The sequence below is a fragment of the Halomonas caseinilytica genome, from assembly GCF_001662285.1.
In the GTDB taxonomy this organism is placed as follows: Bacteria; Pseudomonadota; Gammaproteobacteria; order Pseudomonadales; family Halomonadaceae; genus Halomonas; species Halomonas caseinilytica.
The window spans coordinates 192846-213676 of record NZ_BDEO01000002.1; the positions used below are offsets into that span (position 1 = coordinate 192846).

Below are 20831 nucleotides of genomic sequence, written 5' to 3' on the forward strand. Positions count from 1 at the left end.
CACGCATACGCGAACGGCAGGCCAGTAGGCCTGCCGTTCGCGTTCTTCACTCGCTCCCGGCATCGAGACGCCGGACGACGAGCCTACTTGACGACCCGCAGGGAGGGACGCCCCTTCTTGGGCGCCTCGCCCTCCTGCTCCGAATCCGTCGTCTTGCGCTCTTCGGACTCGTCGACACTGGCCAGCGTCGGCCCTGACGTTTCGTCTTCCTGCACGGCCTCGGTCTCGTCATGGCCGGTATCGGGCATCACCGGCTCATGGCCGAAGACCATGCCGACGCCGTTCTCGCGGGCATAGATGGCGATCAGCGCCTCCATGGGCACCATGAGCTGCATCGGCTCGCCACCGAAACGAGCAGAAAAGGCGATCGCCTCGTTCTCCATGGACAGGTCGCGAATCGCGGTGACCCCCATGTTGAGCACGATCTGGCCATTCTGGACGAATTGCCTGGGCACCTCGACGCCCTCCTGCTCGGCATCGACCACGATATATGGCGTCAATTCGTTGTCCAGCAACCACTGATAAAGGGCCCGGGCAATATAGGGACGGCTTGAATGCATCGTTCGGCCCTCCTGAGTCGGTACTTCGAACGGGAATGAAAATTCAGGGACGCATTTCGCGCTCGGCTTCACTCAGCGCAGTCTTGAAGCCTTCGCGTTCGAAGACGCGCTCCATGTACCCCATAAGCGGCTGAACCTGTTTTTCGGGCAATTCGATGCCCAGCGACGGCAGGCGCCACAGGATCGGTGCCAGGCAACAATCGACGAGGGTGAACTCCTCGCTCATGAAGAACGGCATGTCTTCGAAGATCGGCGAAATCCCGACCAGACTCTCGCGCAGCTCCTTGCGCGCCTTGTCGGCCTCCTTCTTCGACCCGTTCCGAATCTGTTCGACCAGCGGGCACCACTCGCGTTCGATGCGGTGCATCCACAATCGACTCTGGGCACGGGCCACCGGATAGACCGGCAACAAGGGCGGATGCGGGAAGCGTTCGTCCAGATACTCCATCATCACCTTGGATTCGTAGAGCACCAGATCGCGGTCGAGCAGCGTGGGGACACTGTTGTACGGATTGAGATCGGCGAGCTCCTCGGGATGCTTATCCTCGGTTACCTCGACGATATCAACAGCCACACCCTTCTCGGCGAGCACAATACGCACGCGATGACTGTAATGATCATCGCCCCCGGAATAGAAGATCATCGATGACCGCTTGGCCACTACACCCATGAAACAATCCTCGCATCAGTTCGTGCCGGAATGATAACACGACGCACCCCGGTCGGGGGCGTCGTGACATGCCACATCGACGAATCGAAACGACTCAGTGAACGTCGCGCCAGTACTCACGCTTGAGCAGATAGGCCACGATGGCAAAGACGAAGAGGAAGATCAGAACCTTGGGAGCCAACGCCTCGGCCTTCAGCCGGGATGGCTCGCCGACATAAGCCAGGAAGTTGGTCAGATCGAACATGGCACGCTCGAACTCGTCAGGCGACATGGAGCCCTCGCGGACGAGCTCGAGATGGCACTCCGAGCCTCCTTCATGCTCCGCGTCGCTGCACACCTGCCGCTGCACGCCCTGGAGTGGCTCCAGCACGTTGGGCATGGCCACCAGCGGGAACACGGTATTGTTCACGCCCGTGGGGCGCTGCGGATCACGATAGAAGCCGAGAAGATAGGAATAGACCCAATCGACACCACGCAACCGGGTCACCAGGGTCAAATCCGGCGGTGCTGCGCCGAACCAGGCCGCGCCCTCCTCGCTGTTCATGGCATTGCTCATCTGGTCATTGAAGGCATGGTCATCGGCGAAGATCAGGTGCTCCTCGACCAACTCCCGGGGAATCTCCAGATCCTCGGCAGCCCGTGAGAAGCGCTGATGCTCCAGGGAGTGACAGCCCATGCAGTAGTTGACGAAGAGCTTCATGCCATTCTGCAACGACGCCTTGTCGTGCAGGTCCGGCGTCATGTCCCGCAGATGGGCATCACCGCCGCCGGCAGCGAGACCGGTTACCGGCAACAAGGCAAGGCACAGTGCAAACAGTGATTTTCTCATCAGTCGGTCACCCTTTCCGGCACGGGCCTGGTCTTTTCCAGACGGGTGTAGAACGGCATCAGCAGGAAGTAGGCGAAATACCCCAGCGTGCACACCTGAGCGATTGTCGTGCGCGTTTCCGTGGACGGCAGCACACCGAGCACGCCGAGCACGCTGAAACAGACCACGAACAGCCCCAGCATCACACGGGAGATCCACCCCTTGTAGCGCATCGAGCGCACCGGACTGCGATCCAGCCAGGGCAGCACGAACAGCAACCCGATCGCCAGCCCCATGCAGACGACACCAAGGAACTTGGCCTCCAGCCCGAATATCGAGAAGGTGACGCCACGCAGGATCGCGTAGAAGGGCGTGAAGTACCACACCGGCGCGATATGATCCGGTGTCTGCAAGGGGTCGGCCGGCTCGAAGTTGGGCTTCTCGATGAAATAACCGCCCCCTTCGGGGAAATAGAAGACGACCACGCAGAACACGAACAGGAACACGGCCACGCCGACCAGGTCCTTGACCGTGTAATACGGGTGGAAGGGAATGCCATCCAGCGGTTTGCCATCGGCGTCGGTCTTGTCCTTGATCTCGATGCCGTCGGGATTGTTGGACCCGACCTCGTGCAACGCCACGATATGCAGCACCACCAGCGCCAGAATCACGATCGGCAGGGCCACCACATGCAGGGCGAAGAAACGGTTCAGGGTGATGCCCGTGACCAGGTAGTCGCCACGAATCCATTCGGCGAGCCCCGGGCCGATGGCGGGAATGGCGGAAAACAGCGAGGTGATCACCTGGGCTCCCCAGTAAGACATCTGTCCCCAGGGCAACAGATACCCCATGAAGGCCTCGGCCATGAGCGCCAGATAGATGGCCATGCCGAAGACCCAGACCAGCTCCCTAGGCGCCTTGTAGGAGCCATACAGCAGGCCGCGGAACATGTGCAGATAGATCACCACGAAGAACGCCGACGCACCGGTGGTGTGCAAGTAGCGGATCAACCACCCCCACTCCACGTCACGCATGATGTACTCGACGGAGGCGAAAGCATCTTCCGCCGTCGGGGTGTAGCTCATCGTCAGCCAGATGCCGGTGAGGATCTGGTTGACGAGCACCAGCAGGGCCAGCGAACCGAAGAAGTACCAGAAATTGAAATTCCTGGGAGCGTAATAACGAGACACGTGATCCTGCCACAGCTGCGTGGCCGGAAAGCGTTCATCGACCCAACGCATCACGCCGCGCTGCGCCTTGGGCTTGTTGGGGTTTCCCATCAGGCAGCCTCCTCGTCTTCACTGGCACCGACAACGATCACCGCATCGCTCTCGAAGTAATAAGGGGGAACCTCGAGGTTGAGCGGCGCGGGCACGTTGCGGAACACCCGCCCCGCCAGATCGAAGCGCGAACCGTGGCACGGACAAAAGAAGCCACCAGGCCAGTCATCGACGCCCACACCTTCGGCATTGGGCTCGGGCCTGAACAGCGGAGAGCAGCCAAGGTGGGTACAGATGCCAATGAACACGCCGATCTCTGGCCGGATGGAACGTAGCGGCCCCTGCGCATAGTCGGGTTGCTGTGGCTTGCTGGAATCGGGATCGGCCAATCGGTCGGCGCTCAGCGCTTTCGTCCGCTGGATCATTTCCGTGGAGCGATCGAGAATCCAGACGGGCCGGCCGCGCCACTCGACCACCATGCGCTGGCCGGGCTCGAGCTTGGAAATGTCTGCCTTGACGGGGGCTCCCGCCGCCCTCGCCCTGGCACTGGGCTGCCAGGAAGACAGGAAGGGCACCGCCACGCTGACCGCCCCCACCGCTCCGATGACGGTGGTCGCAGCCACCAGGAAACGGCGTCGTCCCTTGTTCACGCCATCGTCTGCCATGTACTGGTTTCTCCGTCGGCTTATCCGTTCGGAGAGCGCTGACAAGCCACGACACGGCTGGACCACGGGCTGGCATGCTGTGCTCATGCGCCTTGCGCGATGTCGTGCGACGTAAAGCTCAGCGTCTCCTTGTTGTTGTCTTCGTCCCGCCTGGACGCCACGCGATCACGGATCTCGCAGATAGCTAACATAGCAAGAAAAACGGCTACCTCGCACGATAATGCTTTCCACGCGACCAAAACGTCATACCCAATACCCATACAAAAACGCCCGGGTCGAAAGACCCGGGCGTCGAGATCGGCCAGCGTGTGATTTAACGCTTGGAGAACTGCGGGCGACGACGCGCCTTGCGCAGACCGATCTTCTTGCGCTCGACCTCGCGGGCGTCACGCGTCACGTAACCGGCCTCGCGCAGCGGACGACGGAAGTCCTCGTTGTATTCCATCAGGGCACGAGTGATGCCGTGGCGGATGGCGCCGGCCTGGGCCGAACCACCGCCGCCCTTGACGGTGACGTAGACGTCGAACTGATCGAGAGTCTCGGTCAGTTCGAGGGGCTGACGCACGACCATGTGGCCGGTAACACGACCGAAGTAATCGTTCAGCTCACGATTGTTGACCGTGATCTTGCCGGTTCCCGCTTTCAGGAACACGCGGGCGGTAGAGGTCTTGCGGCGACCGGTGCCGTAATACTGCTGTGTCATGGCGAAGACTCCCTCAGATGTTCAGTTCTTGCGGCTGCTGGGCGGCGTGGGGATGCTCGGTGCCGGCATAGACCTTGAGCTTGGAATGCATGGCACGACCCAGCGGACCCTTCGGGAGCATGCCCTTGACCGCGAACTCGATGACCCGCTCAGGAGCGTAATCGATCATCTGTTCGAAATTCATGGAACGCAGACCACCCGGATAACCGGTGTGGCGATAGTAGTTCTTGGCCGTGGCCTTGTTGCCGGAGACCTTCACCTTCTCGGCATTGATCACGACGATGTAATCGCCGGTATCGACATGCGGGGTGTATTCCGGCTTGTGCTTGCCACGCAGGCGGCGAGCGATTTCCGTGGCCAGGCGACCAAGCGTCTTGTCCGCAGCGTCGACGACGTACCAGTCGCGTTCGACGGACTGCGGTTTGGCAGTGAACGTCTTCATGGGTGAATCACCAAATTGATGCGTTGGGTCCGACCGGCGAGCCGGTGAAGGACCATCCCTATTTTTCTTGGTTGTCGCCTCGCCCGTCAGGCCGAGCGACAACTTTCGAGCGAGCGCGCATTCTACACGACGCCCTACAGCCATGGCAATCGCAAAGCTGGAAGGCAGCATGCCCCCTACGGCCTGGGGTCAAGGTTTTCACTTCCCTCTTCAAGCTTCCAGCCGCGAAGCGGCGCTCTTCGAGCTTCAAGCTCCCGGCCCGGCTCCGCCGGGCCGGGTCAGGGCTTGTGCGGCAGCGCCAGGTAATCGTAGGACTGCATTTCCTGAAGCCTCGACAGGGTACGCTGGAACTCGAATTCCAGCTTGCCGTTGCGATACAGCTGCTCCGCCGGTGCCTCGGCGGACATCAACAGCTTGACGCCACGATCATAGAACTCGTCGACCATGTTAATGAAACGCCGCGCCCTGTCATCGGTGGAGCCGTCCATGCAGGTGACATTGGACACCAGCACGCTGTGATACTCGCGCGCCAGCTCGATGTAATCGTTCTGGCTCCGTGGCCCGTCGCACAGCTCGGCGAACTCGAACCACACCACGTCCTCGTGAAGCCGGCGCGTCTGCAGCACGCGATGATTGATCTCGACGGCAACGTCCCGCTCCCCTTCGCTACCGGCCAGCGAACGGAAACTGCGCTCCAGCTCGCTCTCGGCATCCTCGTCCAGCGGCGAATGGAAGATCTCGGCCTGCTCCAGGGCACGCAGCCGATAATCGATGCCGGAATCCACGTTGACCACCTCACAGTGGCGCTCGAGCAGATCGATGGCCGGCAGGAAGCGGGCTCGCTGCAAGCCATCCTTGTAGAGATCGGCCGGCACGATGTTGGACGTCGCCACCAGCACCACGCCTCGGGCGAACAACGCCTCGAGCAGGTTGGCCAGGATCATGGCATCGGTGATGTCCTTGACGAAGAACTCATCGAAGCAGATGACCCGTGCCTCCTCGGCGAACTTGTCGGCGACCAGCGTCAAGGGGTTGCGCTGCCCCTTGTAATGCTCGAGTTCGCTGTGCACCCGCTGCATGAAGCGATGGAAGTGGGTGCGGATCTTTTCGGGAAAAGGCAGGGATTCGAAGAAGGCATCCACCAGATAAGTCTTGCCACGCCCCACACCGCCCCAGAAATAGAGCCCCGAGACCGCCGGCATGGCCGGCTCGTCCGGCGCCTCGCGCTTGCCGAACCAGCCCGACATGCGCGCCTTCAGCCCCTTGGCCGCGGATGCCGGGGCACTGGGGCGAGAGCGCGGCGTCTTCAGCAATTCATCGTAAAGGCGTTGCAGATGCTCGACGGCCCGCTCCTGAGCCGGGTCGTACTGAAAGTCATCGCGCTCGAGATCGGCACGGTAACGCGCCAGTGGCGAGCCCGCTCGCGGTGCGTCGAGAGTCCTGTCGCTATCGCTCATGGACATTCCTGGCGATCCATCCTGGCATGACATCGAAAGAGGAGCATTATACGCGTCGCAGGCAGGCTTGGCACCGTCGCCGAGGGCCGTTGACCCCGGCGCTCACCCAGGCTCTATAATGGGGCGCCGTGCGGTTTCATCGGGAGAAGCCGCCGCCAGGCCGAACGACAGCTCAGGGAGAAGGACGTGGAACAAGGCAATATCAATTGGATACTGGCCATCGCTTGCTTGCTGGCCGGCGTGGGTATCGGCGCCCTGGGCTATCACCTGCTCAACGGTGGCGCCAGGAACGCACAGAAGCTACGGCAGCGCCTCGCCGAGCGAGACCGCGAACTCAGCGAGCTACGCACTGGACTGGGCGAACATTTCGACCGCGCGAACGGGTTGCTCGACGCCCTGCTCGCCAACGGGCAGAACCTGCAACAGGAAATGCAGGACAGTGCCGCCCAGCTCGGTTCCTCGCAGCCACGCAAGCCCGACTTCCAACAGGCCGACGAGACGAGCGACGATGTCAATGCCCCACGCGACTACGCCGATGGCAACCGTGGCACCCTCTCCGAGGACTTTGGCCTGAAATCCGACAACGATACTCCCGCCCAGCCACCGCGCTACTGATTAAGCGGCGCACTCGCCAGCGCCGGGGCACAGCGAGTGCGCCTCTCAGGTTCAAGCCGGGTTGTCGATATCCACGAAGCGATGCTCGACGCCAAAGCGTTCGACCAGCCAGGCGCCGAGCGCCTGAACACCGTAGCGCTCGGTGGCATGATGCCCCGCCGCCAGATAGTGAATGCCCATCTCGCGCGCCAGATGGGTGGTACGCTCCGAGATCTCGCCGGAAATGAAGGCATCGGCCCCGGCCTCAGCGGCCTGGATGATCATGTCCTGGGCACCGCCCGTGCACCAGGCGACACGCCGCACCTCACCTGCCACCGGCGACTCGACCAGCAGCGGCGAGCGCGCCAGGCATTCGCCGACATGCTCGGCCAGTTGCCGCGGCGCCATGGGCTCGTCGGGCGCGCCATGCCAGATGAGGCCTTCGCCAAGGACGCCATCGACGCATCCCTCGACACGAAAGCCCAGGCGCTCGGCCAGGGTTGCGTTGTTGCCGAGCGTGGCATGCGCATCCAAGGGCAGGTGGTAGGCAAGCAGGTTGATATCGTGGTTCATCAAGGTGGCCAAGCGCCGCCGCTTCATGCCGACGATGTTGACCGGCTCGTTCTTCCAGAAATAGCCGTGATGCACCAGCACCAGATCAGCCTGCCAGGCGACCGCCTCGTCGAGCAGCGCCTGGCAGGCCGTGACCCCACTCATGACCCGCTGGATGCGCTCACGGCCGCCCACCTGCAGGCCGTTGACGGTGTAATCCTTGAAACGTGCAGGGGCCAGCAGCTGATCGCAGGCCGCCACCAGTTCGTCGCATGTCGTCATGACCCCTCCGGGCGTGGTGCGAGATGAAATGTTACAATCGCCACATTGTAACGAGTGCCTACTCCCCCCGCGACCACGCAGAAGGAACCTCACCGCATGCGACGCGCCCTCCCCTACCTCTGGCCTGTCCTGATCGGTGTACTGGCGGCCATCGTGCTGCTCAATGCCTTTCCGCAGCTACTGGGGCGCCAGGATAGCGATGGCGGTTCCGGCACGCTCATCCAGGCACGCCAGGATGGCAGCACGCCGGCCAGTACCGATCGCTCGGCCCCTGACATCCGCCAGGCAGCTCCGATGTCGCGCGACCAAGGGCCGGTGAGCTACGCCGAGGCGGTGGAGCGTGCCGCACCCGCCGTGGTCAACATCTACTCGTCACGGGTGGTCGAACGCGACTCGCACCCCTTGATGTCGGATCCCTTCTTCCGCCAGTTTTTCGGTGACAATGCCCCAAGCCGCCAACGCATGCTCTCGAGCCTCGGCTCCGGCGTCATCGTCAGCGAAGAAGGCTATGTGCTCACCAACCACCATGTGATCAACGGCGCCGACCAGATTCGGGTGGCATTGCGCGACGGCCGCGAGACCCTCGCCGAGGTGGTGGGCACCGATCCAGAGAGCGACCTGGCGGTACTGCGCATCGACCTGGAAGACCCTCCGGTGATCGAGCTCACCGACTCACAGGAAGTCGCCGTGGGAGACGTGTCGCTGGCCATCGGCAATCCCTTCGGCGTCGGACAGACCGTCACCATGGGAATCATCAGCGCGACCGGACGCAGCCACCTGGGACTCAGCGCCTACGAGGACTTCATCCAGACCGACGCCGCCATCAACCCAGGCAACTCGGGGGGCGCCCTGATCAACCCCGAAGGGGCCCTGGTCGGCATCAATACCGCCATCTTCTCGCGCTCGGGCGGCTCTCAGGGCATCGGCTTCGCCATTCCCGCCAACCTGGCACGCAACATCCTCGACGAACTGGTCACCAGAGGACGCGTGGTCCGTGGCTGGCTGGGAATAGAGGCCCAGGAACTCAACACAGAACTGGCCGCCTCCTTCGGTCTCGAGGCTCCCAGCGGCGTGGTGATCGCCGGCGTCGTGCCGAACGGTCCGGCCGCCGCGGCCGGGCTGCAGCCCGGCGATGTGCTGCTCGAAGTCGATGGCGAACCGATCGTCGATCCCCGCCAGACCATGGGCGATATCGCGGCAGTGACGCCAGGCACCGAACTGCCGGTCACGATCGTGCGTGGCGGCGAGACCCTGGAGGTCGACATCGAGGTCGGAGAACGCCCCACACCGAGCCGCCCTTTCCCGTCCGAACCTCAGGACACATCGGCCTCCCAGGCGCCTTCCGCGTCACAAGACGCCCCATGAAAGACGCCCCGCAGAGCGGGGCGTCAAGGCAGTCAGCGGAGGTGTACTTGCACTCTTGCTTGCCGATGCATCTCGCCAAGACCGGCCTAGACCCGATGCCTGTCGCGAAGGGCCAGTCGCCAAGGGTCAGTCGCGAATGCGGTACTCGGCACTGCGCGCATGAGCCGTCAACGACTCGCCTCGCGCCAGCACCGAGGCGGTCGGCCCCAGGCTGGACGCTCCCTTCGCCGAGCAGTGAATCAAGGAGGAGCGCTTCTGGAAGTCGTAGACCCCCAGGGGTGACGAAAATCGCGCCGTGCCGGATGTCGGCAGGACATGGTTCGGCCCGGCACAATAATCCCCGAGTGCCTCGGCGGTATGCCGACCCATGAAGATGGCGCCGGCATGCCGCACCTCGGGCAACCAGGTCTCGGGCGTGCCCACCGAGAGCTCGAGATGCTCGGGCGCGATGCGATTGATCAGTTCCAACGCCTCGTTGCGATCGCGGCACTGGATCAGGGCCCCACGGGCGGCCAGCGACGCACGCACGATCTCCTCGCGCTCCAGGGTCGGCAACTGGCGTGCCATGGCCTCGGCCACCGTATCCAGGTGCGCTTCGTCCCAACTCACCAAGATCGCCTGGGCATCTTCATCGTGTTCGGCCTGGGAGAAGAGATCCATGGCCAGCCAGTCGGGATCGGTCTCGCCATCGGACACCACCAGGATCTCCGAGGGGCCGGCGATCATGTCGATGCCAACCTGCCCGAACACCGCCCGCTTGGCGGTCGCCACGTAGATATTGCCGGGGCCGACGATCTTGTCCACCCGCGGCACGCTCTCGGTGCCGTAGGCCAGAGCCGCCACCGCCTGGGCGCCACCGATGGTGAACACATGATCGACACCGGCGAGATGGGCGGCGGCCAGTACCAGGTCGTTGAGCACGCCGTCTGGCGTCGGCACCACCATGACGATCTCGCCGACGCCGGCCACATGCGCCGGCAGGGCGTTCATCAGCACGGAGGAGGGATAGGCCGCCTTGCCGCCGGGCACGTAGATGCCGGCCCGATCCAGCGGCGTCACCTGCTGCCCCAGCACGGTGCCGTCCTCCTCGGTGTACTGCCAGGACTGCGGCTTCTGGCGCTCGTGGTAACGGCGGATCCGTTCGGCCGCATCGGCCAGGGCCTGTTGCTGTATCGAAGGCAGATTGTCATAGGCCTGGCGAAGCCGATCGGCCCCCAGGGTCAATTCCGCCATGCTCTCGACGGCCAGGCGATCGAAGCGATTGCTGTATTCCACCAGGGCGGCATCGCCACGCCGCTTCACCGCCGCCAGGATCTCATCGACGCGCTGCTGCACCTCGGTATCGGAAACACCTTCCCAGGCCAGCAAGGCATCGAGGCGCGCCTCGAAATCGGCATCCTTGGTGGTCAGACGCGCAATGTCCAGGCCACCTGCAGGAGATTCGCTCATGACGGTTCCGTCCTTTTGCAACGGTTGAGACAGATAGGGCTCAGGCGGATGCCTGCTCACGGCGACGCGCAACCGCCTCCTGGAGACGCCGCACCAGTGGCTTGATACGATCGTGTTTCATCGTCATGGCCGCCTTGTTGACCACCAGCCGTGTACTGATCGGCGCGATCAACTCGCGAGGCTCCATGCCGTTGGCACGCAGGGTATTGCCGGTATCGACGATATCGACGATCTCGTCGGCCAGATTCATCAACGGCGCCAGTTCCATGGCACCGTACAGCTTGATGACCTCGGCCTGGATGCCCTGCTCCGCATAATAGCGGCGAGCCACCTCGGTAAACTTGGTCGCCACCCGGCGCCGGGCCCGTTGCGGTTCGGCCCCCGTGACACCGGCCGTCATCAGCTTGCAGTGGGCGATCTCCAGGTCCAGCGGCTCGTAGAGTCCTTCGGCGCCATGCTCCAGCAACACATCCTTGCCGGCCACGCCGACATCGGCGGCCCCGAGCTGTACATAGGTCGGCACATCGGTGGCACGAATCACCACCAGCTTGACGTCCGGCAAGTTGGTGTCGAATAACAGCTTGCGACTGGCCGACAGATCCTCGGCCGGCACAATGCCGGCATCGGCCAGTAGCGGCAGCGTCTCGTCGAGAATACGGCCCTTGGAAAGGGCCAGAATCAGTTGCTTGTTCATGGTATTGCCCGTTGTCGGCTTGGGCGCTGTCTGAAAAGTCGACGAGCCTAGGCAGTGGCCAGACAATGCCTAGCCCGGCACGCGTCGAATCTTCGCCCCCAGCAGTTGCAGTTTCTCCTCGATGCACTCGTAGCCGCGGTCGATATGATAGATACGATCCACCAGGGTCTCGCCCACCGCCATCATCGCTGCCACGACCAGCGAGGCCGAAGCACGCAGGTCGGTCGCCATCACCGGGGCGCCAGACAGGCTCTCGACACCGGTGATCACGGCGGTATTGCCCTCCAGGGCAATGTCGGCCCCCATCCGGTTGAGTTCCTGGACATGCATGAAACGATTCTCGAAGATCGTCTCGACGACACGCGCGGTCCCCTCGGCCACCGCATTCAAGGCCACGAACTGGGCCTGCATGTCGGTAGGAAAGGCCGGATAGGGCGCGGTGCGCACGCTGACCGCCCTGGGGCGCTGGCCATGCATGTCCAGCGCGATCCAGCCGTCTCCGGAAGTGATCTCGGCACCGGCTTCTTCCAGCTTGGCCAGCACCGCCTCGAGGAGATCGGCACGGGTGTTGCGCACCCGGACCCGCCCCCGTGACAGCGCCGCCGCAACCAGGAAGGTCCCCGTTTCGATGCGGTCGGGCATGACATCGTGGGCCGCTCCATGCAGGCGCTCAACACCCTCGATGACGATGGTGTCGGAACCATGCCCGCGGATGTCGGCCCCCATCTTGATCAGGCATTCGGCCAGGTCGACCACTTCGGGCTCGCGAGCGGCATTCTCGAGCACCGTGGTGCCCTCGGCCAGCGTGGCGGCCATCAGCAGGTTTTCGGTACCGGTGACCGTCACGGTATCGAAGAAGATGGTCGCCCCCTTCAGGCGTCCATCGACCCGGGCGCGGATGTAGCCGCCTTCGACCCGAATGTCGGCGCCCATGGCCTCCAGGCCCCGGATGTGCAGGTCGACTGGCCGCGACCCGATGGCACAACCACCGGGCAGCGACACATCGGCCTTACCGAAATGCGCCAGCAAGGGCCCCAGCACCAGAATGGAGGCACGCATCTTCTTGACCAGCTCGTAAGGCGCGTGACAGTCGTGCACCTGGGAACCATCGAGCTGGATGCTCATGCGCTCGCCCATTACCGGCTGCACGCCCATGTGGCCGAGCAGTTCCAGGGTCGTGGTGATATCCTGCAGGTGCGGCAGGTTACCGATGGTCACCGGTTCCTCGGCCAGCAGGGTCGCACAGAGTATCGGCAAGGCGGCATTCTTGGCACCGCTCGCCCAGACCTCGCCATCGACGGGGCCGTTACCGGTAATGATCAGCTTGTCCATGATTGGGTCGACCCTCAGGCCCCCTTGTTCTCGGCGGCATCTTGCCACTGTTGCGGAGTGTAGGTGCGGATGGTGATCGCATGCAGCGCACCGGAGGCGATCTCCTCCGACAAGGCGCCATAGATCAATTGCTGACGCTTGACACGCGACAGCCCTTCGAAGACCTCGCCCACGGCGACCACCTGAAAATCGCAGCCCTCGCCCTGGATATGAAATTCGCAGCCGTCGAGTCGGCTCTCGAGCAGCGCCTTGACGTCACTGGGATGCATCGAATCCTCGCTCGTCTGTATCGTCGGTGAATGCGCCACTCAGTGGCAGCGCTGGCAGACCCGACATGGTAAAGAAAAGCGTGGCGCTTGGCGATGCCAGGCGAGAAAGGCTCAGACGCTGGCCGCGGCCGGCGAGGCCGCCGGCAGCAAGCTATCCAGTTCGGCGACCTCGGTCAGGCTCGCCAGGGGAGCCGAAAGCCGCACATCGACCACCTCGACACTCGCCTGGCGTGCCTGGCGCAACCACTCGAGCAGCACGCTGATGGCGGCACTGCTGACACGGTCGACGCCCTGCAGATCGAAGGCCACCCGCTCGCCGTGCCCCCGGCCCTCGAGCCAGTGACGGCCGGCCTCGGCCAGGGCCGCAGCTCCCTCGAAGTCGACGCTGCCGACCACTGTCAAGGTGTCGTCGGCCGCCTCGAGGCGATTGGCCCCATCCTCGAGCAGAACGCTCACTCACCCTCCTCCAGATCTTCCACGTCGAGCTGTGGCGACCAGCCATTGATCACCGCGTCATAGTCACGATTGTGATCTCGCATGGCCTGATCGAACTGATTGCGGAAGGTCAGGCCGAGGTTGATGCCATTGACGATCACGTTGACGACCTTCCACTGACCATCGTCGAGACGCATCGTGTAACTGACCGGATAGACGGTGCCATCGACCCCGACGACCTCCATGGACACGCTGGCCTGATCATCGTAGCGCGAAGCCTGCTGTGCCTCCGGTACGCGGATCTCGCGGTAGTCGAAGGTGACCAGGCCCTTGGCATAGGTATCGATCAGGGACTGGCGGAAGGTCTCGACGAAGCGCGAACGCTGCTGGGGCGTTGCATTGCCGAAATAGCGCCCCATCACGCTGGCGCCGATATAGCGGAAATCGGCCACATCGGCCAGATTGTCCTCGACGACGGCCTCGAGCTCATCGGGATGCTGGGCGAAGTAGTCCCTGCGCCCCTCGATCTGGGACATCAGCGCCTCGATGCTGTCGCGTATCAGCGCCTCGGGATGCTCGGCATCCTGCGCCTGGGCCGGCAGCGATGCCACCAGCAGGATGAGAAGCATCAGGGTGGCGTGCAGCCGAACCAACGAAAAAACCGGTTTCATCATCGTCACTCCTTGGCCATGTTGGACACGAATTGCTGGATGAGCTCCTCCAGCACCAGGGCGGACTGGGTATCGCGAATGCGGTCACCATCCCCCAGAGTCTCGGGAGCGCCGCCCACCGAGAGTCCGATGTATTGCTCGCCGAGAAGCCCGGAGGTCAGGATCGCGGCCGTCGTATCCTCGGGGAGTGTGTCCTCGAGGCTGCCGTCGAGTTCCATGACCACATGGGCATCGTACCAGTCGGTATCCAGCTCGATGCTCTGCACCCGCCCCACCGTGACACCGGCCATCGTGACCCGAGCACGAGGCTTCAAGCCACCGATGTTGGCGAAGTTGGCTTCCAGCTCGAAGCTGCTTGCGGGACGCTCGAGACTGAGACCGCTGACCCTCAACCCCAGGAATACCAGCCCGAGAATGCCGGCCAGCATGAACAGCCCGACTCCCAACTCCATCACCTTGCTACGCTTCATTGCGTGTCTCCGAACATCAGGACAGCCCTCCGAACATTACTGCGGTCAGCACGAAATCCAGACCGAGCACCGCCAAGGACGCATATACCACCGTACGCGTCGTGGCCCGGGAAATCCCCTCCGAGGTCGGCACCAGGGCATATCCCTGATACACCGCGATCCAGGTCACCACCAGGGCAAAGACCAGACTCTTGAGCAGGCCATTGCCCACATCCGCGACGAAATCGACACTGGCCTGCATGTTGCCCCAGTAGGATCCTTCGAAGACGCCGAGCCATTGCACACCCACCAACTGGCCACCCCATACGCCGACCACCCCGAAGCCGATGGTCAACAGGGGCAAGGCAACGAAGCCGGCCCAGAGGCGCGGCGCCACCACGCGACGCAACGGATCGACACCGATCATCTCCATGCTGGTCAGCTGTTCGGTGGCCTTCATCAAGCCGATCTCGGCGGTCAGCGCCGATCCGGCCCGGCCGGCGAACAGCAAGGCCGCGACCACCGGCGCCAGCTCGCGCAGCAATGACAGGGCCACCATCTGGCCCAGGGCATCCTCGGCACCGAAGTCGACCAGGATGGTGTATCCCTGGAGCGCCAGCACCATGCCGATGAAAAGGCCCGACACCAGCACGATGGCCAGCGACATCACGCCCACGAAGTGCATCTGGCGCAGCCATAACCGAACGCCCTCGGCGGAGGGCACGCCGGACATCGACTGGGCCAGGAAGATCCCCGCATCCCCGAGACGCTCCAGGGTCTCGCACCCCCAGCGTCCCAGTCGCACGATGTGGTCGATCATTTCGGCCCTCCCGCACCTAGCAGATCGGCATAGAAGTCTCGAGCCGGGTAATGGAACGGCACCGGCCCATCGGGCTCGCCATGGACGAACTGTCGGACCCTGGGGTCACGATCCACGTCGAGGTCGGCCGGCGCTCCCCGGGCCATGACCTGACCGTCGGCGATCACATAGACATAGTCGGCGATGGACAGTGTCTCCTTGATGTCGTGGGAAACCACTACCGCGGTCAAGCCGAGGGCATCGTTGAGCCGACGAATCAACTGCACCAGCACCCCCATGGAAATCGGGTCCTGACCGACGAAGGGCTCATCATAGAGGATCAGCTCCGGGTCCAGGGCAATGGCACGTGCAAGTGCCACCCGGCGCGCCATGCCACCGGACAGCTCGGCAGGCATCAACTGGCGCGCGCCACGCAGCCCGACCGCCTGCAACTTCAACAGGACCAGATCACGAATCATCGATTCGGGCAGATCGGTGTGCACGCGCAGCGGAAAGGCCACGTTCTCGTACACGTCGAGATCCGAGAACAGGGCACCGCTCTGGAACAGCATGCCCATGCGCCGGCGCAGCCTGAACAATGCCTTGCGCGACAAGGCATGCACATCCTCGCCGGCAATGCGCACCCGCCCGGCATCCGGTGTGAGCTGCCCCCCGATCAGCTTGAGCAGGGTCGTCTTGCCGGTACCGCTGGGGCCCATGATGGCAGTGATCCGCCCGCGCGGTATCGCCATGTCGACGCCACGGAAGATCGACGTCTCGCCGCGGGAATAATGCAGGCCTTCCACTTCAACGAAAGGGGAGTCGGTCATCCGTTCGCCTTCTCAACCAGGATTATCGAACATCGTATCCTAACTGGAACTCGACGCGCCAGCACAGCAGCCACCGGCTTGCACCGGCATGACGCAGCATGTTCAATAGGCCACCTTTCCGCCACGGATTTCCCGCTACCCATGCTGATTCCCGTCCTTCTCGTGCTGCTCGGTCTCGTCGGCCTGCTATGGAGTGCCGACCGCTTCGTCGGCGCCGCCGCCGCCACGGCCTGTCGTGCCGGCATGAGCACCATGCTGGTCGGCATGACCATCGTCTCCATCGGCACCTCGGCGCCCGAGATCGTCGTCTCCATCATGGCCTCGCTGGACGGCGCGCCCAACCTCGCTACCGGCAACGCCCTGGGCTCGAACATCGCCAATATCGGTCTGGTGCTGGGCGTTACCGCCATGGTCGTGCCGATCCCCGTACGCTTTTCCATCGTGCGCAAGGAGTTGCCGCTGCTGCTTGGCGCCACGGGACTGGCCGGTTATGCCCTGGCCAACAGCCAGCTCGATCGCCCCGATGGCCTGTTGCTGGTTCTCATGCTGATCTTCAGCCTCTGGTGGCTGTTTCGCGCCGACACGCCAGGCGTGGCGGATGCCGACGCCGACATCCCCGACATGCCCCTGCTGCGCGCCCTGTTCTGGCTCACTCTGACCCTGATCGTGATGGTGGCAAGCTCACGCGCCCTCGTCTGGGGAGCCAGCGAACTGGCCCGTGACTTCGGCGTCAGCGAGCTCGTGATCGGCCTGACCATCGTCGCCATCGGCACCAGCCTGCCCGAACTCGCAGCCTGCGTGGCCAGCGCCTTGAAGCGCCACCACGATCTGGCCATCGGCAATGTCATCGGCTCGAATCTATTCAACATGCTCGCCGTGCTCCCCGTGCCGGCGCTGATGCATCCGGGGGCCACCGATCCTGCCGCCGCCGGCCGCGACTACCCGGTGATGCTGCTGCTGACCCTGGCGCTGGGCATGCTGCTGCTGTGGCAGCGACACGGACACATCAAGCGCCTGCCGGGTGCCCTGCTGGCATTGTCCTACACCGCCTACCTGATCTGGCTGAGTAGCGGCCAGGCCACCGCCGGCGCCTGACACTTGAGTGAAACCCCATGACGGGCAACAATCTCTTCTATGACTGACGCTACCTCTCCCTCCGCCCAGTTACGTGCCAGCGCCATCCGCACCCTGACACTGGAACAGCAGGCCATCGGCGCCTTGATCGAACACCTCGACGATGACTTCGAGCGTGCCTGCGAGCTCATCCTGGCCTGCCCGGGCCGGGTCGTGGTCACCGGCATGGGCAAGTCCGGACATATCGGCGGCAAGATCGCCGCCACCCTGGCCAGCACCGGCACTCCAGCCTTCTTCGTGCATCCCGGCGAAGCCAGCCACGGCGATCTGGGCATGATCACGCCGGGTGACGTGGTCCTGGCACTGTCACACTCGGGAGAGACTGCCGAAGTCACCGCCCTGCTGCCACTGCTCAAGCGGCTGGGCACCCCCTTGATCAGCATGACGGGGCGCCCTGCCTCCACCCTGGGGCGTCACGCCGACGCCCATCTCTACGCCGGCGTCGAACGCGAGGCCTGTCCGCTCGATCTTGCTCCCACGTCCTCGACCACCGCCGCCCTGGCGCTGGGCGATGCCCTGGCCGTGGCACTGCTCGAATCACGAGGCTTCACCGCCGAGGACTTCGCCCTCTCGCACCCTGGCGGCAGCCTGGGCAAGCGACTGCTGCTGCGCGTCTCCGATCTCATGCACCAGGGCTCCCGCCTGCCCAGGGTGGCTTCCGGCAGCCCGCTGCGCGATGCTCTGCTGGAAATCACCCGCCAGGGACTGGGCTTCACCTGCGTCGTCGATCCCGACGACCGGCTGGTCGGCGTCTACACCGACGGCGACCTGCGACGCACCCTCGACCAGCATGCCGACCTGAGCGGACTCAAGGTCGACGACGTCATGACCGTGCCGGGCAAGCGCACCTCGCCCGACACCCTGGCCGCCGAAGCCGTGCGCCTCATGGAAGACAATCGCATCACCGCCCTGGCCGTGGTGGATGACGACGGCCACCCCGTCGGCGCCCTGCACATGCACGACCTGCTCGCCAGCGGCGTGATCTGACCCCAAGGAGTTGTCATGCGTCACGAATCCCCTTCGCTCGCCCCCCACCTGCTCGACCGCTTGCGGCGAGTACGCCTGCTGGCACTGGATGTGGACGGCGTGCTCAGCGACGGACGGCTCTACTTTCACGCTGACGGCAACGAAATCAAGGCCTTCCACACCCTGGATGGCCACGGCATCAAACTGATACGCAACGCCGGCATCGAGGTCGCGCTGATCACGGGGCGCGACTCGCCGATGGTCAGTCGCCGCGCCGCCGCACTCGGCATCTCCCATCTTCATCAAGGGATCGCGCGCAAGCTTCCCGTATTGCACCAGCTCTGCGAGCAGCTCGACATCACCCTCGACCAGGTCGCCTACTGCGGTGACGACATGCCCGACCTGGCCCCCATCTTCCAGGCCGGCGTCGGCATCAGCGTCCCCGGCGCGCCAAGCTACATCCGCCAGCACGCCGACTGGGTCACCGAGCGCCCTGGCGGACACGGCGCGGTGCGCGAGATCTGCGATGCCCTGCTCCAGGCCCAAGGGCAATGGGATGCCATGCTCGACGCCTATCTGAATGATCGGGCCTGATCCCATGCGACTGCCCCGCCCCGGTTTTCGTACTTGGCTCTTCCTGCTGCTGCTGGCCCTCGGCGGCGGGCTGGCCCTGCTCGATTCTCGCGACGACGACTCGCCCGGGCCGGTGCCCCGGGACGCCGCCGGCGAGCCGGACTACTACCTGGAAGACGTCGAAGCCACACGCTTCGATGCCGAAGGCACCCCCCACCAGCGGCTCGTCACCCCGCGCCTCGTGCACACCCCCATCGACGATGTCACGCGTCTGGAAAACCCCGAGGTCAGGCTCCACGCCGATGATGGCCGGCTCTGGACCGCCCGCGCCGAGCAAGGCCGGCTGGAAGCCGGTGGCAATCCCCTGAGGCTCAGCGGCGATGTCCGCCTCGAGGCCCCCGCGGAACGCTGGCGCCTGACCACTCAGAGGCTGCACTACGATGCCGACACCGGCCATGCCTGGAGCGAGACGCCCGCCACGCTCAGCCAGCCTCCCCAATCCATGCGGGGCGAGCATTTCGACGCCTGGATTCATGACAATCGTGCGCGACTGACCGACAATGTTCGCGGTCATCACCCGCCGGCAACCGATGAGGACCCCGAGCCATGACGCGAACCACCTCCCCCTTTCTGCTGGGCCTGTCACTGGTCATCCTGAGCCTCGCCGTCTCCCAGGCACAGGCACTGGAGGGAGACGCCAGCGCCCCGATCCAGGTCGAGGCCGACCGCCTGGACCTCGATGACCGTGCCGGCACCGCCGTCTACCAGGGCAACGTGAACATTCAGCAGGGCAGCATGCGCCTGACCGGCTCACGAGTGGAAATCCGCCGCAACGACGCCGGCGAGCTGAGCCAGGCCATCGCCACCGGCGATCGCGCCTATATCGAACAGCAGCCCGCTCCCGACGAATCAGTGGTACGCGGCTGGGGGCAGCGCATCGTCTACCACGTGGCCGAACGCCGCATGGAACTCATCGACCAGGCCGAACTGCACCGGGGCGGTGACACCTTCGATGGCGGCTACCTGGAGTACTTTCTCGATCGCCGCGTGGTCCAGGCGCGTTCCTCCGCGGAAGGCGTCGAAGGCAACCAGCGAGTACGCATGACCCTGGAACCCGAGCAGCAGGATTCGCAATGAAGACGCTCCACGCCCGCCACCTGGCCAAGAGCTACAAACGCCGACGCGTGGTCCATGACATCAGCCTGGAGATCGGCCAGGGCCACATCACCGGCCTGCTGGGCCCCAACGGGGCCGGCAAGACCACCTCCTTCTACATGATCGTGGGCCTGGTGCGTGCCGATGCCGGCCAGGTCGCCATCGACGATCTCGACTTGTCCGATGCCGCCATGCACGAGCGCGCCCACGCCGGTATCGGTTATCTGCCCCAGGAAGCCTCGATCTTCCGCAAGCTCAGCGTGGCCGACAACATCATGGCCATTCTCGAGACCCGCAAGGATCTCGACCGCGCCGGCCGTCGCGACCGCCTGGAATCGCTGCTGGAAGACTTCCACATCACCCACATCCGCCACAACATCGGCATGAGCCTGTCCGGGGGTGAGCGCCGACGGGTGGAAATCGCACGCGCTCTGGCCACCGAGCCTGACTTCATCCTGCTTGACGAACCCTTCGCTGGCGTGGACCCGATTTCCGTCGGCGAGATCAAGGGCATCATCCGCCAGCTCAAGACACGCGGCATCGGTGTACTGATCACCGACCACAACGTCCGCGAGACCCTCGACATCTGCGACGGCGCCTACATTGTCGGCGACGGCCAGATCATCGCCGAAGGCGACGCCGAGGCGATCCTCGCCAACCAGCGAGTGCGCGACGTCTACCTAGGCCAAGACTTCCGCCTCTGAGCCCACGGCTTGCCGCCCCTCAGCGCCATGTCACCGCAACAAGCTGATATAAT

The 20831-nt window shown here is 64.1% G+C and carries 26 protein-coding genes; 8 read left to right on the forward strand and 18 right to left on the reverse strand.

Features of this window, described 5'->3' with window-relative positions; translation table 11 throughout:
- Nucleotides 1-83 precede the first annotated feature (83 nt).
- The 8 genes from HSDC_RS04950 to zapE all read right to left on the reverse strand — a co-directional run bounded on the left by HSDC_RS04950 (nucleotide 84) and on the right by zapE (nucleotide 6525).
- Nucleotides 84-560 (reverse strand): ClpXP protease specificity-enhancing factor, encoded by a 477-nt coding sequence (locus HSDC_RS04950; protein ID WP_064698825.1) that lies wholly within the window; start codon nucleotides 558-560, stop codon nucleotides 84-86.
- 43 nt (nucleotides 561-603) lie between these two features.
- A complete protein-coding gene (sspA, locus tag HSDC_RS04955; RefSeq protein WP_064698826.1) occupies nucleotides 604-1230 on the reverse strand; it encodes a stringent starvation protein SspA in 627 nt (208 codons plus the stop codon).
- A 94-nt stretch (nucleotides 1231-1324) separates the two neighbouring features.
- Nucleotides 1325-2059 (reverse strand): cytochrome c1, encoded by a 735-nt coding sequence (locus tag HSDC_RS04960; protein WP_064698827.1) that lies wholly within the window; start codon nucleotides 2057-2059, stop codon nucleotides 1325-1327.
- Nucleotides 2059-3318: a cytochrome b gene (locus HSDC_RS04965; protein ID WP_064698828.1), complete on the reverse strand. Its 1260-nt coding sequence runs from the start codon at nucleotides 3316-3318 to the stop codon at nucleotides 2059-2061. Before HSDC_RS04965 ends, HSDC_RS04960 begins: the two co-directional genes overlap by 1 nt.
- Nucleotides 3318-3923 (reverse strand): ubiquinol-cytochrome c reductase iron-sulfur subunit, encoded by a 606-nt coding sequence (petA, locus tag HSDC_RS04970; RefSeq protein WP_064698829.1) that lies wholly within the window; start codon nucleotides 3921-3923, stop codon nucleotides 3318-3320. Before petA ends, HSDC_RS04965 begins: the two co-directional genes overlap by 1 nt.
- A gap of 313 nt (nucleotides 3924-4236) precedes the next feature.
- A complete protein-coding gene (gene rpsI / locus HSDC_RS04975) occupies nucleotides 4237-4626 on the reverse strand; it encodes a 30S ribosomal protein S9 (RefSeq protein ID WP_064698830.1) in 390 nt (129 codons plus the stop codon).
- Between the two features lie 13 nt (nucleotides 4627-4639).
- Entirely contained in the window at nucleotides 4640-5068 is a 429-nt protein-coding gene (rplM, locus tag HSDC_RS04980; protein ID WP_064698831.1) for a 50S ribosomal protein L13, read from the reverse strand.
- A 278-nt stretch (nucleotides 5069-5346) separates the two neighbouring features.
- Nucleotides 5347-6525 (reverse strand): cell division protein ZapE, encoded by a 1179-nt coding sequence (gene zapE / locus HSDC_RS04985; RefSeq protein ID WP_064698832.1) that lies wholly within the window; start codon nucleotides 6523-6525, stop codon nucleotides 5347-5349.
- A 186-nt stretch (nucleotides 6526-6711) separates the two neighbouring features.
- Here zapE and HSDC_RS04990 point away from each other — a divergent pair, with 186 nt between their 5' ends.
- Nucleotides 6712-7140 carry a Z-ring associated ZapG family protein gene (locus HSDC_RS04990; RefSeq protein ID WP_064698833.1) on the forward strand — a complete coding sequence of 143 codons (429 nt, stop codon included), beginning with the start codon at nucleotides 6712-6714 and terminating at the stop codon, nucleotides 7138-7140.
- A 51-nt stretch (nucleotides 7141-7191) separates the two neighbouring features.
- On the opposite strand, the gene HSDC_RS04995 is transcribed toward HSDC_RS04990, so the two are convergent.
- The gene (locus HSDC_RS04995; protein ID WP_064698834.1) at nucleotides 7192-7953 is read right to left on the reverse strand and encodes a Nif3-like dinuclear metal center hexameric protein; all 762 of its coding nucleotides are present in this window, start codon (nucleotides 7951-7953) and stop codon (nucleotides 7192-7194) included.
- A 96-nt stretch (nucleotides 7954-8049) separates the two neighbouring features.
- Here HSDC_RS04995 and HSDC_RS05000 point away from each other — a divergent pair, with 96 nt between their 5' ends.
- Complete coding sequence (locus HSDC_RS05000; RefSeq protein WP_064698835.1) at nucleotides 8050-9318, forward strand: Do family serine endopeptidase; 1269 nt, start codon at nucleotides 8050-8052, stop codon at nucleotides 9316-9318.
- 126 nt (nucleotides 9319-9444) lie between these two features.
- Here HSDC_RS05000 and hisD read toward each other — a convergent pair whose 3' ends face one another.
- From hisD to HSDC_RS05045, 9 genes are all read right to left on the reverse strand, one after another.
- Nucleotides 9445-10767 (reverse strand): histidinol dehydrogenase, encoded by a 1323-nt coding sequence (hisD, locus tag HSDC_RS05005; protein ID WP_064698836.1) that lies wholly within the window; start codon nucleotides 10765-10767, stop codon nucleotides 9445-9447.
- A 40-nt stretch (nucleotides 10768-10807) separates the two neighbouring features.
- A complete protein-coding gene (hisG, locus tag HSDC_RS05010; RefSeq protein WP_064698837.1) occupies nucleotides 10808-11461 on the reverse strand; it encodes an ATP phosphoribosyltransferase in 654 nt (217 codons plus the stop codon).
- A gap of 69 nt (nucleotides 11462-11530) precedes the next feature.
- The gene (gene murA / locus HSDC_RS05015; protein WP_064698838.1) at nucleotides 11531-12793 is read right to left on the reverse strand and encodes a UDP-N-acetylglucosamine 1-carboxyvinyltransferase; all 1263 of its coding nucleotides are present in this window, start codon (nucleotides 12791-12793) and stop codon (nucleotides 11531-11533) included.
- Nucleotides 12794-12807: 14 nt separating this feature from the next.
- Nucleotides 12808-13062, reverse strand: a complete 255-nt coding sequence (locus tag HSDC_RS05020) for a BolA family protein (RefSeq protein WP_064698839.1) — start codon at nucleotides 13060-13062, stop codon at nucleotides 12808-12810.
- Between the two features lie 111 nt (nucleotides 13063-13173).
- Entirely contained in the window at nucleotides 13174-13518 is a 345-nt protein-coding gene (locus tag HSDC_RS05025) for an STAS domain-containing protein (RefSeq protein WP_064698840.1), read from the reverse strand.
- The gene (locus HSDC_RS05030; RefSeq protein WP_064698841.1) at nucleotides 13515-14171 is read right to left on the reverse strand and encodes an MlaC/ttg2D family ABC transporter substrate-binding protein; all 657 of its coding nucleotides are present in this window, start codon (nucleotides 14169-14171) and stop codon (nucleotides 13515-13517) included. Before HSDC_RS05030 ends, HSDC_RS05025 begins: the two co-directional genes overlap by 4 nt.
- Nucleotides 14172-14173: 2 nt before the next feature.
- A complete protein-coding gene (gene mlaD, locus HSDC_RS05035; protein ID WP_064698842.1) occupies nucleotides 14174-14638 on the reverse strand; it encodes an outer membrane lipid asymmetry maintenance protein MlaD in 465 nt (154 codons plus the stop codon).
- Nucleotides 14639-14654: 16 nt separating this feature from the next.
- Nucleotides 14655-15437 (reverse strand): lipid asymmetry maintenance ABC transporter permease subunit MlaE, encoded by a 783-nt coding sequence (gene mlaE, locus HSDC_RS05040; protein ID WP_064698843.1) that lies wholly within the window; start codon nucleotides 15435-15437, stop codon nucleotides 14655-14657.
- Complete coding sequence (locus HSDC_RS05045) at nucleotides 15434-16246, reverse strand: ABC transporter ATP-binding protein (protein ID WP_064698844.1); 813 nt, start codon at nucleotides 16244-16246, stop codon at nucleotides 15434-15436. Before HSDC_RS05045 ends, mlaE begins: the two co-directional genes overlap by 4 nt.
- Nucleotides 16247-16387: 141 nt before the next feature.
- Between HSDC_RS05045 and HSDC_RS05050 the strand changes: the two genes are divergently transcribed.
- From HSDC_RS05050 to lptB, 6 genes are read left to right on the forward strand one after another with little or no spacing between them, the layout of a single operon-like run.
- The gene (locus tag HSDC_RS05050; protein ID WP_064698845.1) at nucleotides 16388-17341 is read left to right on the forward strand and encodes a calcium/sodium antiporter; all 954 of its coding nucleotides are present in this window, start codon (nucleotides 16388-16390) and stop codon (nucleotides 17339-17341) included.
- A 39-nt stretch (nucleotides 17342-17380) separates the two neighbouring features.
- Nucleotides 17381-18367, forward strand: coding sequence for a KpsF/GutQ family sugar-phosphate isomerase (locus tag HSDC_RS05055; RefSeq protein WP_064698846.1), 987 nt, complete (start codon nucleotides 17381-17383; stop codon nucleotides 18365-18367).
- A gap of 15 nt (nucleotides 18368-18382) precedes the next feature.
- Nucleotides 18383-18940, forward strand: a complete 558-nt coding sequence (locus tag HSDC_RS05060; protein ID WP_064698847.1) for a KdsC family phosphatase — start codon at nucleotides 18383-18385, stop codon at nucleotides 18938-18940.
- Nucleotides 18941-18944: 4 nt separating this feature from the next.
- A complete protein-coding gene (gene lptC, locus HSDC_RS05065; protein ID WP_064698848.1) occupies nucleotides 18945-19529 on the forward strand; it encodes an LPS export ABC transporter periplasmic protein LptC in 585 nt (194 codons plus the stop codon).
- Complete coding sequence (gene lptA / locus HSDC_RS05070) at nucleotides 19526-20056, forward strand: lipopolysaccharide transport periplasmic protein LptA (protein ID WP_064698849.1); 531 nt, start codon at nucleotides 19526-19528, stop codon at nucleotides 20054-20056. The genes lptC and lptA overlap by 4 nt, the downstream gene beginning before the upstream one ends.
- The gene (gene lptB, locus HSDC_RS05075; protein WP_064698850.1) at nucleotides 20053-20778 is read left to right on the forward strand and encodes an LPS export ABC transporter ATP-binding protein; all 726 of its coding nucleotides are present in this window, start codon (nucleotides 20053-20055) and stop codon (nucleotides 20776-20778) included. Before lptA ends, lptB begins: the two co-directional genes overlap by 4 nt.
- Nucleotides 20779-20831: the final 53 nt, after the last annotated feature.